This window comes from Saccharopolyspora sp. SCSIO 74807, assembly GCF_037023755.1.
GTDB classification, from domain to species: Bacteria; Actinomycetota; Actinomycetes; order Mycobacteriales; family Pseudonocardiaceae; genus Saccharopolyspora_C; species Saccharopolyspora_C galaxeae.
On sequence record NZ_CP146100.1, the window covers coordinates 3,352,507 to 3,366,752 of the forward strand.

15 protein-coding genes and 1 pseudogene are annotated in these 14,246 nt (G+C 69.3%); 11 read left to right on the forward strand and 5 right to left on the reverse strand.

From position 1 onward, the window contains the following. The first annotated feature begins 263 nt into the window (after positions 1-263). Positions 264-626 (forward strand): iron-sulfur cluster assembly accessory protein, encoded by a 363-nt coding sequence (locus V1457_RS15440; RefSeq protein ID WP_200071204.1) that lies wholly within the window; start codon positions 264-266, stop codon positions 624-626. A 100-nt stretch (positions 627-726) separates the two neighbouring features. Here V1457_RS15440 and V1457_RS15445 read toward each other — a convergent pair whose 3' ends face one another. Next, complete coding sequence (locus V1457_RS15445) at positions 727-939, reverse strand: RNA-binding S4 domain-containing protein (RefSeq protein WP_200071205.1); 213 nt, start codon at positions 937-939, stop codon at positions 727-729. Between the two features lie 408 nt (positions 940-1,347). On the opposite strand from V1457_RS15445, the gene V1457_RS15450 reads away from it, so the two are divergent. The 3 genes and pseudogenes from V1457_RS15450 to V1457_RS30620 all read left to right on the forward strand — a co-directional run bounded on the left by V1457_RS15450 (position 1,348) and on the right by V1457_RS30620 (position 3,135). Continuing rightward, positions 1,348-2,679, forward strand: a complete 1,332-nt coding sequence (locus V1457_RS15450; RefSeq protein WP_295141352.1) for an alpha-amylase family protein — start codon at positions 1,348-1,350, stop codon at positions 2,677-2,679. A 131-nt stretch (positions 2,680-2,810) separates the two neighbouring features. Next, a pseudogene (locus V1457_RS15455) lies at positions 2,811-2,959 on the forward strand (alpha-amylase family glycosyl hydrolase); the annotation flags it as partial. A gap of 47 nt (positions 2,960-3,006) precedes the next feature. Then, complete coding sequence (locus V1457_RS30620; protein ID WP_367268968.1) at positions 3,007-3,135, forward strand: hypothetical protein; 129 nt, start codon at positions 3,007-3,009, stop codon at positions 3,133-3,135. Positions 3,136-3,390: 255 nt separating this feature from the next. Here V1457_RS30620 and asnB read toward each other — a convergent pair whose 3' ends face one another. Then, positions 3,391-5,319 carry an asparagine synthase (glutamine-hydrolyzing) gene (gene asnB, locus V1457_RS15460; RefSeq protein WP_200071207.1) on the reverse strand — a complete coding sequence of 643 codons (1,929 nt, stop codon included), beginning with the start codon at positions 5,317-5,319 and terminating at the stop codon, positions 3,391-3,393. A gap of 385 nt (positions 5,320-5,704) precedes the next feature. On the opposite strand from asnB, the gene V1457_RS15465 reads away from it, so the two are divergent. The 3 genes from V1457_RS15465 to V1457_RS15475 all read left to right on the forward strand — a co-directional run bounded on the left by V1457_RS15465 (position 5,705) and on the right by V1457_RS15475 (position 7,536). Further along, positions 5,705-6,622 carry a cytochrome c oxidase subunit II gene (locus tag V1457_RS15465; protein WP_200071208.1) on the forward strand — a complete coding sequence of 306 codons (918 nt, stop codon included), beginning with the start codon at positions 5,705-5,707 and terminating at the stop codon, positions 6,620-6,622. Positions 6,623-6,653: 31 nt separating this feature from the next. Further along, positions 6,654-7,052, forward strand: a complete 399-nt coding sequence (locus tag V1457_RS15470) for a cytochrome c oxidase subunit 4 (protein ID WP_200071209.1) — start codon at positions 6,654-6,656, stop codon at positions 7,050-7,052. A 202-nt stretch (positions 7,053-7,254) separates the two neighbouring features. Continuing rightward, on the forward strand, positions 7,255-7,536 hold the full coding sequence (locus V1457_RS15475) for an Lrp/AsnC family transcriptional regulator (protein ID WP_200071210.1): 282 nt from the start codon (positions 7,255-7,257) through the stop codon (positions 7,534-7,536). 103 nt (positions 7,537-7,639) lie between these two features. Here V1457_RS15475 and trpD read toward each other — a convergent pair whose 3' ends face one another. The 3 genes from trpD to V1457_RS15490 form a co-directional block, all read right to left on the reverse strand. Further along, a complete protein-coding gene (trpD, locus tag V1457_RS15480) occupies positions 7,640-8,659 on the reverse strand; it encodes an anthranilate phosphoribosyltransferase (protein WP_338604992.1) in 1,020 nt (339 codons plus the stop codon). A gap of 139 nt (positions 8,660-8,798) precedes the next feature. Then, positions 8,799-9,209 carry a hypothetical protein gene (locus V1457_RS15485; RefSeq protein WP_200071211.1) on the reverse strand — a complete coding sequence of 137 codons (411 nt, stop codon included), beginning with the start codon at positions 9,207-9,209 and terminating at the stop codon, positions 8,799-8,801. Positions 9,210-9,320: 111 nt separating this feature from the next. Further along, positions 9,321-9,779: a hypothetical protein gene (locus V1457_RS15490; RefSeq protein WP_338595271.1), complete on the reverse strand. Its 459-nt coding sequence runs from the start codon at positions 9,777-9,779 to the stop codon at positions 9,321-9,323. Between the two features lie 88 nt (positions 9,780-9,867). On the opposite strand from V1457_RS15490, the gene V1457_RS15495 reads away from it, so the two are divergent. The 4 genes from V1457_RS15495 to V1457_RS15510 all read left to right on the forward strand — a co-directional run bounded on the left by V1457_RS15495 (position 9,868) and on the right by V1457_RS15510 (position 14,165). Further along, the gene (locus V1457_RS15495) at positions 9,868-10,479 is read left to right on the forward strand and encodes a heme-copper oxidase subunit III (protein WP_200071212.1); all 612 of its coding nucleotides are present in this window, start codon (positions 9,868-9,870) and stop codon (positions 10,477-10,479) included. Between the two features lie 61 nt (positions 10,480-10,540). Next, positions 10,541-11,344, forward strand: a complete 804-nt coding sequence (locus tag V1457_RS15500) for a c-type cytochrome (RefSeq protein WP_200071213.1) — start codon at positions 10,541-10,543, stop codon at positions 11,342-11,344. Further along, positions 11,341-12,504 carry a ubiquinol-cytochrome c reductase iron-sulfur subunit gene (locus tag V1457_RS15505; RefSeq protein ID WP_200071214.1) on the forward strand — a complete coding sequence of 388 codons (1,164 nt, stop codon included), beginning with the start codon at positions 11,341-11,343 and terminating at the stop codon, positions 12,502-12,504. The genes V1457_RS15500 and V1457_RS15505 overlap by 4 nt, the downstream gene beginning before the upstream one ends. Beyond that, positions 12,501-14,165, forward strand: coding sequence for a cytochrome bc complex cytochrome b subunit (locus V1457_RS15510; RefSeq protein ID WP_200071215.1), 1,665 nt, complete (start codon positions 12,501-12,503; stop codon positions 14,163-14,165). Before V1457_RS15505 ends, V1457_RS15510 begins: the two co-directional genes overlap by 4 nt. The last annotated feature ends 81 nt before the right edge of the window (positions 14,166-14,246 follow it).

Here is a 14,246-nt window from a genome sequence, read left to right on the forward strand (position 1 = left end):
GGCTGTCGCGCCAGGCACGGCACGGGCGCGGTCCGTGCCGGGATCGTGATCGAGATTCGGCCCGCCGGGTGCCGCAGGCCCGGTGCGGGGACGTTCACACCAGCACCGGCGCGTTCTGTGCCACCATGGGAGGCAGGTAATCCGATACGGACTCGCCCCCGAGCTGATCAGCCGAGCGGAGCGCCCGCGGCGGAATAGCTCGGGTCGGCGTCGACGTTGCACGTCAGGCCGGAAGCGGACGAGCGAGACCCCTAGGGAGAGTCATGACGACCGCCCAGACCATTGAGAGCGAGGCTCCCTCGCACGGTGTCACCCTCACCGACTCCGCGGCGCAGAAGGCGAAGGCGCTGCTGGAGCAGGAGGGCCGCGACGACATGCACCTGCGCATCGCCGTCCAGCCCGGCGGCTGCGCCGGCCTGCGGTACCAGCTGTTCTTCGACGAGCGCGCACTGGACGGCGACGCGCGGCGCGGGTTCGACGGGCTCGACGTGGTCGTCGACCGGATGAGCGCCCCGTACGTGCAGGGTGCGGTCATCGACTTCGTCGACACCATCGAGAAGCAGGGCTTCACGATCGACAACCCGAACGCGGGCGGCTCCTGCGCCTGCGGCGACTCGTTCCACTGACGCACCCGCGCGCACGACGGGCCGGTCCTCCTGGCGGAGGGCCGGCCCGTTTCGCGTTCGGCTCGGCGTGCGCCGGGCTTGGTGCGTCCGGCCGGGAGGGTCAGGCCGCGACCACCCGCACGGTCTCGTCGCCGAGGGTCACCAGGTCGCCATCGCCGAGCTGACGTCCGCGCCGGACCTCCACCTCGTCGTTGACCAGCACCTCGGCGTCCTCCAGCAGGGCTTTCGCCTCCGCCCCGTGCTCGGCGAGGCCGGCCAGCTTCAGCAGCTGGCCCAGCCGGATGGTGCCGTCCCGGATCTCGACGTCGCGCATGGCGCACATTCTCCCGCCCGGCTCGCGGACCGCTCCGGCGGCCCGCGGGAAATTCGCTGCGCAGACACGTTCCCTGTTTACGGAGACGGCTGATCGGCGCATTGCGGGTCGGCCCCGGAGCTAATGGAATCGCATTCGGAATCGATTAGGAGGATTTCGTTGCGATTATCAGCTCTGGCGCTGGCCGCTGGAATGGCGGCAGTAGCAGCGCTACCTGCGTGCGCCGCACCTGAGCCGCCCAGCGTTCTCGGGCAGGCGAGCGCTGTCGGGCAGACCAGTGCTCTCGGACGGACCAGCGCTCTCGGACAGGCCGGAACTCCCGGACCGGGCACCGCTGCTGCGCAGTCCGGTGCTCCCGCGCAGGCCCCCGCACCGGCAGTGGCCCCGGCGAACGGGCCGATCATCCAGATGTTCCAGTGGCCCTGGGAATCGGTCGCGCAGGAATGCACCAGCAACCTCGGGCCGTCGGGCATCGGCGCCGTGCAGGTCTCGCCACCGCAGGAGCACGTGCAGCTCGCCGACCAGGCGCACCCCTGGTACCAGGACTACCAGCCGGTCAGCTACCAGCTGCAGAGCCGCCGCGGCGACCGCGAGCAGTTCGCGGCGATGGTCCGCACCTGCAACTCGGCCGGTGTGCAGATCTACGCGGACGCGGTGCTCAACCACATGACCGCGGGCAGCTCGGACGAGCACGGACCGGGCAGCGCCGGGTCGACTTACTCGAAGTACGACTACCCGGGTGTCTACCAGGACGGCGATTTCCACGGGTGCCGCCGCAACATCGAGGACTACAACAACGCCGAAGAGGTCCGGACCTGCGAGCTGGAAGGGCTCTCCGATCTCAAAACGGAGTCCGACGCGGTCCGCTCGAAAGCGGTGGCCTACCTCAACGACCTGATCAGCCTCGGCGTCACCGGCTTCCGCATGGACGGCGCCAAGCACATGGCGCCGGAAGACGTCGGCGCGATCGCCGGTGCGGTGGACAACCTGCCGGGCACCGACCGCAAGCCGTACGTCTACCAGGAGGTCATCGCGGATCAGGCCGCGCCGACCAGCAATTACACCGGTAACGGCGACGTCACCGAGTTCGCCTACCACCACAAGATCAGCGACGCGTTCAAGAACGGCGACATCGCCGGGCTGCGCAACACGCCGGACGAGATGCCCACGCCCTCGGACCAGGCCGTCGTGTTCGTGGACAACCACGACACCCAGCGCAGCGAGCCGACGCTGACCTACAAGGACGGCGCGGCCTACGACCTGGCGAACGCGTTCATGCTCGCCTACCCGTACGGCACGCCGAAGCTGCTGTCCGGGTTCGGCTTCGACAACAGCGATGCCGGTCCGCCCGCCGACCAGAACGGGACCACCAGCCCGGCCTCCTGCGACGACCAGGCGTGGGTCTGCTCGCACCGCAGCCCGCTGATCACCGGGATGCTCGGGTTCTACAAGTCCGTGCAGGGCAAGGACCTGGTGAACTGGTGGGACGACGGTTCCGGGAAGGTCGCGTTCGGCCGCGGCGACGCCGGGTTCCTCGCGATCAACCGCGGGGGCGAGCAGTGGCAGCAGAGCCTGCAGACCTCGCTGCCGCCCGGCACCTACTGCGATGTCGCGCACGGCTCGTTGCAGGACGGTCAGTGCACCGGAGGCACCGTGGAGGTCTACCAGGACGGCAAGATCAACGTCACCGTCCGGCCCGACGAGGCGGTCGCCCTGCACGCGGGGCAGAAGCTGAGCTGAGGCAGCGGCGGGGGTGCTCGTCCGGGCACCCCCGCCATCCACCCGGCACGATCGCGCAAGAGCTGAGCCCGGCGGATCCCCGGTAGGACGAATGGCTCGGCGGTGGTGGCGCGACGCCGTGGTGTACCAGCCCGCGGCAGCCCGACCTGAACTGGCGGAACCCGCAGGTGCGCGCGGATTCCGGGAAACGCTGCGGTTCTGGCTGGACCGCGGGGTGGACGGTTTCCGGTTCGACGTGGCGCACGGGATGATCAAGCACCCGGAGCTGCCCGACCTGGGTTCCGCCGCGTGCTGGCGTTCCTGCGGCCTCCGCATTTCGCGTGCGCGGTGAACTTCGGCGCCGAGCCGGTCGAGCTGCCGGGCCGGACGCTATTGCGCAGCGGCGGATTCCGCGGCGACGGGGAAGCCGAGTCCGCCGTTCTCCCCGGCGACACGGCCGTGTGGCAGCAGCGCTGAGCATCCGTCAAAGATTTTCGATGAGCACTGCCGAAATGGTCTGTTCTTGCCAAGATCTTTCGTGATCTGATCTCCTCGATCGGCCGTGATCGCCGCGGCGCGGTGCGTCCAGGCGCGGCCGAATCCGCCGGTAGGCGCTGGTCAGCTGCCGGAAACGCAACGAGGCCGCCCCGGCCTGGGGGCGGGGCGGCCTCGCGGTGCTCGTGATCCGCACTTGCGGCGATCGGCGCCTGCTCGCGGGCAGGCGCCGGCCGCTCAGAGCTTGACGGGGTAGTGCGGCTCGGGAACCTCCGGCGCCAGCCGGCCCTCCACGAAGATCCCGTGCCAGAGCATGAACACCAGCAGTGCCCACAACCGGCGGCTGTGGTCGAGCACCCCGGAGCGGTGCTCCTCCAGCAGTTGCAGGATCGCGGTCTTGTTCAGCAACCGCTCGGTCTGCGACTGCTGGATGATGTTGCGCGCCCAGTCGTGCATCTCGTCGCGCAGCCAGTGCCGGATCGGCACCGGGAAGCCGAGCTTGCGGCGGTTGAGCACGTGCGCCGGAACGACCTGCTGCAACGCCTGCCGCAGCGCGTACTTCGTGGTCTCGCTGGTGATCTTCTGCTCCAGCGGGATGCCGCTGGCCACCCGGAACACCTCGGAGTCCAGGAACGGCACCCGCAGCTCCAGCGAGTTCGCCATCGTCACCTTGTCCGCCTTGACCAGGATGTCCCCGCGCAGCCAGGTGAACAGGTCCACGTGCTGCATCCGGGTCACCGGGTCCCAGCCCGCCGATGCCCGGTACGGCGCCGCGGTGATGTCCCGGTGCGACACCCCGGGATCGAACCCTTCCATGATCGCGGCCAGCTGGTCGTCCCGGAAGATCCGCGCGTTGCCGTAGTAGCGGTCCTCCAGCGACAGCGCCCCGCGGCGCAGCAGGTCCTTGCCCCGCACGCCCTCCGGCAGCGCGGTCGAGACCCGGCCCATCGCCTTGCGCAGCGTGCCCGGCACCTTCTCGAACGGCGCCAGCGACAGCGGCTCGCGGTAGATCGAGTAGCCGCCGAACAGCTCGTCCGCGCCCTCGCCGGAGAGCACGACCTTGACGTGCTGGCGCGCCTCGCGGGCGATGAACCACAGCGGCACCAGCGCCGGGTCGGCCACCGGATCATCCAGGTACCAGATGATCAGCGGTAACGTCTCCATCATCTCCTCGGCGGAGACGGTGCGGATGACGTGCTTGACCCCGATCGCCGCGGCCGACTCGGCGGCCACGTCCACCTCCGAGTAGCCCTGCCGCTCGAACCCGGTGGTGAAGGTGATCAGGTTCGGGTTGTGCTCCTTGGCCAGGCAGGCGATCGCGGTCGAGTCGATCCCGCCGGACAGGAACGCCCCGACGGTCACGTCGGCGCGCATGTGCTTGGCCACCGAATCCCGCATCACGTCGACGATGTCGTCGTGCAGCCGCCGCGCGTCGGCGTCGGTGTTCATCGTGCGGCTGTGGAAGTTCGGCACGAAGTACCGCTCGGTGACCAGCTTGCCGCCGGGGGAGATGGTGAACGAGGTGCCGGACTCGATGCGGCGGATGTTGCGGTGCAGCGTCTCCGGCTCCGGGACGTACTGCATCGTCAGGTAGTGCTGCACCGCCTTGTGGTCGATGTCCTCGTCCAGGCCGAGCGTGGTCGACAGGTGCAGCAGGCTCTTCTTCTCGCTGGCGAAGGCCGTGCCGCCGGGCCCGGTCGCGCAGAACAGCGGCTTGATCCCGAACGGGTCGCGGGCGCCGAACACCACGCGCCGCTCGCTGTCCCAGATCAGGAACGCGAACATGCCGCGCAGCCTGCCCACCATCGAGGTGCCCAGGTAGTGGTAGGCCGCGATGATCGATTCGCTGTCGCCGTCGGTGCCGAACCGGGCGCCGTACTGCTCGGACAGCTCCGCGCGCAGCTCCAGGTAGTTGTAGATCTCGCCGTTGAACAGGATCGTGTAGCGGCCGGGGTTCTCCGGCGGACCCCAGCTCAGCGGCTGGTGCGAGTGCTCCAGGTCGATGATGGACAGCCGGTTGAACCCGAAGACGGCTTCACCGCCGTGCCAGGTGTCGCTCTCGTCCGGTCCTCGGTGCCGCTGGCAGGGCAGCGCTTTGGCCACGGCGTCGACGGCGAAACCGGCGTTCTCTTCAGTGGGACTGACTAGTCCAAGCAGGCCGCACACGCTCTCGTGCACCTCTCGCGTCGGCGATGGATAGGCTCCGCGCCGCCGGCGGGTGCTCGGCGGGCGGAAGCCCCAAGTATGCCGGGTGCTCCGTCGCCGCCTGCACGCGCGTGCTCGTAGCCGCGCCTCCGGTGATCGGTCCGGCGCAGCTCCGCGATCACCCGGTCGTGCTGTGCGGATCTCGGTGATGTGCAGCTCACCCCGCCACCCCGAAGGAGTATCGCGGCTACTGCTGGGCTAGGCTCCCCGCAGCATTCCGGCCGCGGGGCCGCGCGGTGCGCAGCGCGCCCCGGCATCCCGGCGGCACGGGTTGGATCACGCAGCGAGGAGGCGTCGCGCAGTGGGCTTGCGGCAGCAGCACGGGCGCCTGAAGGAGGGGACCCGAGTGCCACGGCTGGTCAAAGTCGCCGGGCTGGTGGGCCTGGTCGCGGTCGCGGCCACGGGCTGTTCGGCCGATGAGGTCCTGCGGTTCGGCTGGCCGCAAGGGGTCACCCCGCAGGCGGAGTCGATGCGCCAGCTGTGGACCTGGTCGGTGATCGCTGCGCTGGCGGTCGGTGTCCTGGTGTGGGGCCTGATCTTCTGGTCGGTGGCCTTCCACCGCAAGAAGAGCGAGGAGCTCCCGCGGCAGTTCCAGTACAACGTGCCGCTGGAGGTCATCTACACCGCCGTCCCGTTCGTCATGGTCGTGGTGCTGTTCTACTTCACCGCGGTCACCCAGAACTACGTGATGGCCAAGCCCGCGAACCCGGACCAGCGGGTCAACGTGGTGTCGTTCCAGTGGAACTGGGAGTTCAACTACCCCGGCCACAAGACCCCGGACGGCCAGCCGGTCCGCACCGTCGGCAGCAGCAGCGAGATCCCGCTGCTGGTGCTGCCGACCAACGAGCGGATCGAGTACAACCTCAGCTCGACCGACGTGATCCACTCGTTCTTCGTGCCGGAGTTCAACTTCAAGCGGGACACCTTCCCGCACCCGGACAAGAACGACCAGGACAGCAGCTTCCAGAACACGATCCAGCGCGAAGGCTCGTTCGTCGGGCGCTGCGCGGAGCTGTGCGGCACCTACCACTCGATGATGAACTTCGAGGTCCGCGCGCTGTCCCCGGACAAGTTCGACAGGTACATGGACTTGCGGAAACAGACCAACCCGGCCACCGGCGAGTACTACACCGCGGCCGAGGCGTTGGGTGCGATGAACTGCGGTGAGCTGTGCTCGCCGCGGGCGGTGACCTCGGTGCCGTTCGACACCGACCGCACCTCCGGTGAGGCATCCACCATCGGCGGCAGGTCGGCAGGCAACTGAGGCCGTCGCACGGCGCGAGAGTGAGGACTCCATGAAGGTCGAAGCGAAGATCTTCAACATCATCACGCTGTTCTTCTTCCTGTCCGCGGTGGTCTACGGGCTCTGGTCCAAGGAGCCGGTGGGCACGGTGGCGCTGGTCCTGGTCGGCGGGTTGTCGCTGCTGATCGGCAGCTACTTCAACTTCGTGGCGCGGCGCATCGAGACCCGGCCGGAGGACAACCCGGACGCGGAGATCAGCGACGGCGCCGGCGAGCTGGGCTTCTTCAGCCCCGGCAGCTACTGGCCGGTGGGCGTGGCCGCCTCGGCGGCGTTCGCCGGTGTCGCGCTGGCGTTCTTCCACACCTGGATGATCGTGATAGCCGTCGGAACGATCTTGATCACGGTCGCCGGCCTGGTCTTCGAGTACCACACCGGGCCGAACCACGAGTGAGTTCCGCGAACTCCGCGCCCCCTGGACCTCGCCGGTCCGGGGGGCGTTTCGCCGTTCGGCGGGGGTTTCGAGCCGCTCGGCGGGCTCGCACCGCCGAGCGGCGGACTCGCCGGAGGACGAGACCGCTCGGGGACCGCGTCCGAACGCTTAGGATTTCCCCGGCCGGGCGCCGCGTCCGGCGGATGCCTTGGAGGTTGTTCTCGTGATCACCGCGATCGTGCTGATCCAGACCGTCGCCGACCGCCTGCCCGAGGCGGCGCAGGAGATCGCCGACATCGACGGCGTCGCCGAGGTCTACTCCTGCGCGGGCGATGTCGACCTGATCGCGATCGTGCGGGTGCCGGACCACGAGAAGATCGCCGAGATCGTGCCCGGCGGGATCAACAAGGTCAGCGGCGTGCTCGACACCGACACGCACATCGCCTTCCGCTCCTACTCGCGCCAGGACACCGAAGCCGCCTTCTCCATCGGCCTGGAGGACTAGGTTCAGGAATTGGTTCGCGCAGCTGGTCGGGTGGCGGAACCTCAGCCAGGCGTCTTCTGGCTCCGGGCTCTCGCGTGAACGGACCGCCGGACCAACCGGTGGGTCAGTGCGCGGCCCAGCGGGCCAGCAGCGCGGCCGCGGCGCCGGAATCCAGCGCCTGCCTGGCGCGCTCGATGCCGTCGCGCAACTGCCCGGTCAGGTCCTCGGCGATCCCGTCGTGCGCGGCCAGCGCCCCCGCCACGTTCAGCACCACCGCGTCGCGCACCGGCCCGGACTCTCCCGCCAGCAGGTCTCGCACCGCTCGGGCGTTGACCGTGGCATCCCCGCCGCGCAGCGCATCCGGCGAGCTGAGCGGGATGCCCAGCTCCGCAGGCTCGATCCGGGTCTGCCGGACCTGACCGCCGCCGACCGCCCAGATCGTGCTGCCCGCCGCGGTGGTGATCTCGTCCATGCCGTCGTCGCCGCGCACCAGCAGCACCGAGTTGCCGCGTGCGGCGAACACCTCGGCCATCACCGGCGCCAGCCGCGGGTCCGCGCAACCGATCAGGCCCGCCGACGGACGTGCCGGGTTGGTCAGCGGGCCGAGGATGTTGAACGCGGTGGGGATGCCGATCTCCCGGCGCGGTCCGGCCGTGTACTTGAACGCGGGGTGGAACACCGGGGCGAAGCAGAACCCGATGCCGACGTCGCGCACGCACTCCCGCACGCCCTCCGGCGGCAGATCGATGGTTACGCCCAGCTCCTCCAGCACGTCCGCGGTGCCGCACTTCGACGACGCCGCGCGGTTGCCGTGCTTGACGACCGTCGCGCCGCAGGAGGCGAGCACGATCGCGGTCATCGTGGAAATGTTCACACTGCCGCTGCGGTCACCGCCGGTGCCGACCACGTCGACCGCGCGGCGGTCGATCTCCAGCGGCAGCGAGTGCGCGAGCATCGTGTCGGCCATCCCGCGGACTTCCGCCGGCGTCTCGCCCTTGGCGCGCAGCGCCACCACGAACGCCGCGACCCTGGCGGGAGTGGCCTCGCCGGTCATCACCAGATCCATCGCCCAGGCGGTGTCCTGCGCGGAAAGGTCGTTGCCCGCGACTAGGTGCCCGAGCAGTGCAGGCCAGCTGCCCGACATGGTGCCCACGATCGTTCTCCGGTTCGGTCAATGGCGTGTCGTCGAACCTGCGCCGCGCGGCTGGCTCGACCGAGTTCCGCGGTCGCGCCTGCGCGGACGTGCTCCCCGCGCACCGGACGCCAGGTCCGAGGACAGCGTCTCAGGCGCGAACCGCGGCCTGCGCGTTGGCGCGCAGCACCTCGGCGACCGTTTCGGCCGCGGTCAGCGGGTCCAGCGGGTGCACCAGCACCGCGTCGGCCTGCGACCAGGTCGCCAGCCAGCGGTCGTCGCGGCGGCGCACCGTGACCGCGATCGGCGGGCAGTTCGGGATCTCGTTCTTGAGCTGGCGGGACACGCCCATGCCGCCGGTGGGCTGCGCCTCGCCGTCGAGCACCACCAGGTCCGCGCGACCGGCGTCGAGCTCGGTGAGCACGTCGGCGACCCCGGCGGCCTCGGTGAACCGCACCCGCGCCAGGTCCGGCGCCGGCCGCCTGCCGATGGCGTTGATGATGGCCTCGCGGACCTCCTGCCGATGGCTGAACACGAGAACGGTCGTGGTCGGGGTGCTCATCAGCGTGCTCCTCGCTGCTCGACGATCGGCTCACGGCGCTGTGGTGATGTCGCTGCCGGTGATGTTAGCCGCCGCGCGCCGCCGAACAGTAGATGCGTCCGTTCCGGCCTGCTAAGACCCGTCGTGCCCGGCGGGTTGCAAGGCTTCCCAGCCGAGCGCGCGGCCGCGCAGCCGTTGCGCCAGGCTCGCCATCCGCGAGCTCTCCTGTGAGCAATGCAACGCATCGAGTTTCTGCGCACGCTCCGCGAACAAGGCGACCGTGCCCGCCGTTGCATCCCCGTCGGATGCGCTCTCGTCCGCGGCCGGTGCGTGCCGGAGCCGCCAGCCGTCCTGTTCCAGCAGCTCACCGGCTTGGTCCACGGATTCCTGCGGCAGCCGCAAGTGGTGGCGCAGCACCGCGGGACGTTCCGCGGTCCACCGCTCGGAACGGGCGAGCACCGCCGATGCGGCCTCCGTGTCGTCGAACGCCCGCACCACGATGACCAGGCTCGGATCGTCCAGTGCGGGTGCGGCGGGCTCCCGCGACCGCCGCCAAAAGGCCAGCCGGGGCAGAAAACGCCCGAAATTCATCACAGCGGGTCACCTCCAGGTCGCGATCTGATCACCCGGACGGCACGCCCCGGACCCGAGGGCGCACGCAAAAATCGCGGGAGACATAATGCGTCGCGTGACAACGGCAGCGCCCTCAATCAGTTCACGTGTGCACTCGCTGAACCGGCCGAACATGGTCAGCGTGGGCACCATCGTTTGGTTGGCCAGCGAGCTGATGTTCTTCGCTGGGCTCTTCGCCATGTTCTTCACGGTGAAGGCGCAGAACGAGGGCGAGTGGCCCCCGCCGCCCAGCGAGCTCAACCTCGCCTACGCCCTCCCGTTCACCGTGATCCTCGTGGCCTCCTCGTTCACCTGCCAGTGGGGGGTGTTCGCGGCCGAGCGCGGGGACGTGTTCGGCCTCCGCCGCTGGTACGTGGTGACCCTGATCATGGGCGCGATCTTCGTGCTCGGACAGGCCGGGGAGTACTACACGCTGGTCACCTCCCACCACACGACGATGGCTTCGTCGGCCTTCGGCACGGTCTTCTTCATGACGACCGGCTTCCACGGCTTGCACGTCATCGGCGGGTTGATCGCGTTCGTGTTCCTGATCATGCGGACGCGGCTGAGCAAGTTCACCCCCGCGCAGGCCATCGCCGCGATCGTCGTGTCCTACTACTGGCACTTCGTGGACATCGTGTGGATCGGACTGTTCGCCGTGATCTACCTCGTTCCGTGACCCGACGGCCGCATCGGCCGCCACGTAACACCCGAACCTGACAGCAAGGGTTGCCGCACTCATGACCACCATCAAGAAACGGAAGCGCGCGGGGTCGAAGTTCCGGCGCAGGCTTTCCGGTGCTCTCGCGCTCGGGATCGCGCTGGTCGGCGCGGGCGGGCTGTACACGGTCCTGACCCCCGAGCCGCAGACCGCGCACGCGGCGGCGGACCCGGCACTGGTCAGGCAGGGCGAGCAGCTCTACAACAACGCCTGCATCAGCTGCCACGGCGCGAACCTGGGCGGGGTCAAGGACCGCGGGCCGAGCCTGGTCGGCGTCGGCGAGGCAGCCACGCACTTCCAGGTCTCCTCCGGCCGGATGCCGATGGTGCGGCAGGAAGCGCAGGCGACGCGCAAGCCGCCGAAGTTCGACCCGGAGCAGATCGACGCGCTGGCCGCCTACGTGCAGACCTACGGCGGCGGGCCGCAGAGCCCGGACCTGGCCAACGCCTCGGCGACCGGTGACTCGGCGCGCGGCGGCGAGCTGTTCCGGCTCAACTGCGCCTCCTGCCACAACTTCACCGGCCGCGGCATCGCGATGTCGTCCGGGAAGTTCGCGCCGAACCTCGACCCGGCCAGCGAGCAGCAGATCTACGAGGCCATGCTCACCGGCCCGCAGAACATGCCCAAGTTCTCCGACCGGCAGCTCACGCCGGAGGAGAAGAAGGACATCATCGCCTACGTCAAGTCCGTGACCGAAAGCAACAACAGCCCCGGCGGCAACTCCCTCGGCGGCTGGGGTCCCGCCTCGGAGTTCATCATCGCCTGGGTCGTCGGCCTCGGTGCGCTGATCGGCATCACGCTGTGGATCGGAGCCAGGGCATGAGCGAGAACGAGAGCCCGCAGGGAGAAGGCGGGCACACCCCCAAGCGGGAGTACACCGAAGCCGAGCTGGCCGAGATGAGCCGCGACGAGAAGATGCGGCTCGGGCTGGCCCTCGACGACGTCGAGCTGGTCAGCTACCAGGACCCGTGGCCGGTGCAGGACACCCGGGCCGAGCGCCGCGCCGAGCGCGCCGTCGCCGCCTGGTTCGCCCTCGCCGGGTTCTCCGCGCTGGCGTTCATCGTGGTGTTCATCTGGTGGCCGTGGGAGTACGTCAGCCCGCAGGAGGGCGGCGCGGCCTACCTGCTCTACCACCTGTACAACCCGCTGGTCGGCCTGTTCCTCGGGTTGTCGATCTTCGCGGTCGGCGCCGGTGTGGTGATGTACACCAAGAAGTTCATCCCGCACGAGGTCGCCGTCCAGCAGCGCCACGACGGGCACGGCTCGGACGAGGTGGACCGGCAGACCGCGACCGCGATCCTGGCCGACGCCGGCGACCGCAGCGGTTTCGCGCGGCGTTCGCTGATCCGCCGCTCGCTGGGCTTCGGCGCCGGGGCGCTCGGGCTGGGCACCGGCGTGATCGCGATCGGCGGGTTCATCAAGGACCCGTGGGCCACCGCGGGCCCGGACAACCTCGAGCACACCGCGTGGTTGCAGCACAAGCCCGGCGAGAAGGTCTACCTGCGGCGCGACACCGGCGATCCGCACGACGTGTCGCTGCTGCGCCCGGAGGACATCGACGCGGGCGGGTTCGAGACGGTCTTCCCGTTCCGCGAGGCCGACCGGCACAACGAGGAAGAACTGGCCTCGGTGCTGCGGCGCTCCGACGCCCCGGTGATGCTCATCCGGCTGCGGCCCGGCAGCGCCCCGGTCCGGCGCAAGGGCCAGGAGGACTTCAACTACGGCGACTACTACGCGTACTCGAAGGTGTGCACGCACGTCGGCTGCCCGACCTCGCTGTTCGAGCAGCAGACCGGCCGGCTGCTGTGCCCCTGCCACCAGTCGCAGTTCGACGTGGTCAACACCTACGCCAAGCCGGTGTTCGGTCCGGCCACCCGCCCGCTGCCGCAACTGCCGATCACGGTTGACGAGCAGGGATACTTCGTGGCCAAGCACGACTTCATCGAGCCGGTCGGGCCAGCGTACTGGGAGCGAAACGCATGAGTTCGATCACGACGCCCACGAAGCCGGAGAGCAAGCTCTACCGGCAGGCGGCGGACGCGGCCGACCAGGCCGACCTGCGCTACAACATGGCGCCGGGCATCCGCCGCCAGCTCAACAAGGTCTTCCCGACGCACTGGTCGTTCCTGCTCGGCGAGATCGCGCTGTACACCTTCATCATCCTGATCCTCACCGGGATCTACCTGACGTTGTTCTTCGACCCCTCCATGGAGGAGGTCACCTACCACGGGGTGTTCCGGAACCTGCAGGACGTGGAGATGTCCAAGGCGTTCGCCAGCACGCTGGACATCTCGTTCGAGGTGCGCGGTGGCCTGTTCATCCGGCAGCTGCACCACTGGGCGGCGCTGCTGTTCGTCGCCGGGATGATGGCGCACATGTTCCGGATCTTCTTCACCGGTGCGTTCCGGCGCCCGCGTGAGGGGAACTGGACGATCGGCGCGCTGCTGCTGATCCTGGGCATGTTCGAGGGCTTCTTCGGCTACTCGCTGCCGGACGACCTGCTCTCCGGCACCGGCGTCCGCGCCACCATGTCCGGCATCGTGCTGTCCGTGCCGGTGATCGGCACCTGGGTGCACTGGGCGCTGTTCGGCGGCGAATTCCCCGGCATGGTGATCATCCCGCGGCTCTACATCCTGCACGTGCTGGTGCTGCCCGGGATCATGCTCGGCTTGATCGCGGTGCACCTGGCGCTGGTCTGGTACCAGAAGCACACCCAGTTCCCGGGGGTGCGGCGCAAGGAGAGCAACGTCGTCGGCATCCGCATCCTGCCGACCTTCGCGCTCAAGAGCGGCGCGTTCTTCGCGCTGACCACCGGCGTGCTGGCGATCATGGGCGGGGTCTTCCAGATCAACCCGATCTGGAACCTCGGGCCGTACATCGCTTCGCAGGTCTCCGCGGCCTCGCAGCCGGACTGGTACCTGATGTGGGCGGACGGGATCTTGCGGATCTGGCCCGCGTGGGAGCTCTACATCGGGCCGTACACGGTGCCGCCGGTGTTCTTCTGCGGCGCCCTCGGCATGGGGATCCTGTTCACGCTGCTGATCAGCTACCCGATGATCGAGCGCAAGCTGAACAAGGACGACGCGCACCACAACCTGCTGCAGCGGCCGCGGGACGTTCCGGTGCGCACCAGCCTCGGCATGATGGCGCTGTCGTTCTTCCTGGTGCTGCAGCTGTCCGGGATGAACGACGTGATCGCGTTCGAGCTGAACATCTCGCTGAACGCGATGACCTGGATGGGCCGCATCGGGCTGCTGCTGTTGCCGCCGATCACCTACTTCTTCACCTACCGGATCTGCCTGGGCTTGCAGCGGGCCGACCACGAGGTGCTGGAGCACGGTGTGGAGACCGGCATCATCAAGCGGTTGCCGCACGGCGAGTTCATCGAGGTGCACCAGCCGCTGGGGCCGGTGGACTCGCATGGCCACCCGGAGGAGCTGCCGTACCAGGGCGCTCCGGTGCCGAAGAAGATGAACAAGCTCGGCGCCGCGGGCACTCCGGTCGCGGGCAGCTTGCTCAAGCCGGACCCGGCCGAGGAGACCGAGGCGCTGGAGCGAGCGCACGCGGAGAACGAGCGCCGCGAGCGCGAGGAGCTCGAGCAACGCGAACTCGTCTCGGGCAGGCAGCAGCAGCCGACCGAGTAAGCCGATCGCGCACTCGCGGCCCGGCATCCCGAAACGGGGTGCCGGGCCGCACTGCGTTCGACCCCCAAGCGTCCGGAGTGA

Coding starts and splice junctions, on each gene's coding strand:
- trpD (WP_338604992.1), bottom strand. CDS start 8,659: ATGTCGGGCAGCTGGCCTGCACTGCTCGGGCACCTAGTCGCGGGCAAC.
- V1457_RS15490 (WP_338595271.1), bottom strand. CDS start 9,779: ATGAATTTCGGGCGTTTTCTGCCCCGGCTGGCCTTTTGGCGGCGGTCG.
- V1457_RS15445 (WP_200071205.1), bottom strand. CDS start 939: ATGCGCGACGTCGAGATCCGGGACGGCACCATCCGGCTGGGCCAGCTG.
- V1457_RS15450 (WP_295141352.1), top strand. CDS start 1,348: ATGTTCCAGTGGCCCTGGGAATCGGTCGCGCAGGAATGCACCAGCAAC.
- V1457_RS15470 (WP_200071209.1), top strand. CDS start 6,654: ATGAAGGTCGAAGCGAAGATCTTCAACATCATCACGCTGTTCTTCTTC.
- V1457_RS15495 (WP_200071212.1), top strand. CDS start 9,868: ATGCGTCGCGTGACAACGGCAGCGCCCTCAATCAGTTCACGTGTGCAC.
- V1457_RS15505 (WP_200071214.1), top strand. CDS start 11,341: ATGAGCGAGAACGAGAGCCCGCAGGGAGAAGGCGGGCACACCCCCAAG.
- V1457_RS15485 (WP_200071211.1), bottom strand. CDS start 9,209: ATGAGCACCCCGACCACGACCGTTCTCGTGTTCAGCCATCGGCAGGAG.
- V1457_RS15510 (WP_200071215.1), top strand. CDS start 12,501: ATGAGTTCGATCACGACGCCCACGAAGCCGGAGAGCAAGCTCTACCGG.
- V1457_RS15440 (WP_200071204.1), top strand. CDS start 264: ATGACGACCGCCCAGACCATTGAGAGCGAGGCTCCCTCGCACGGTGTC.
- V1457_RS15500 (WP_200071213.1), top strand. CDS start 10,541: ATGACCACCATCAAGAAACGGAAGCGCGCGGGGTCGAAGTTCCGGCGC.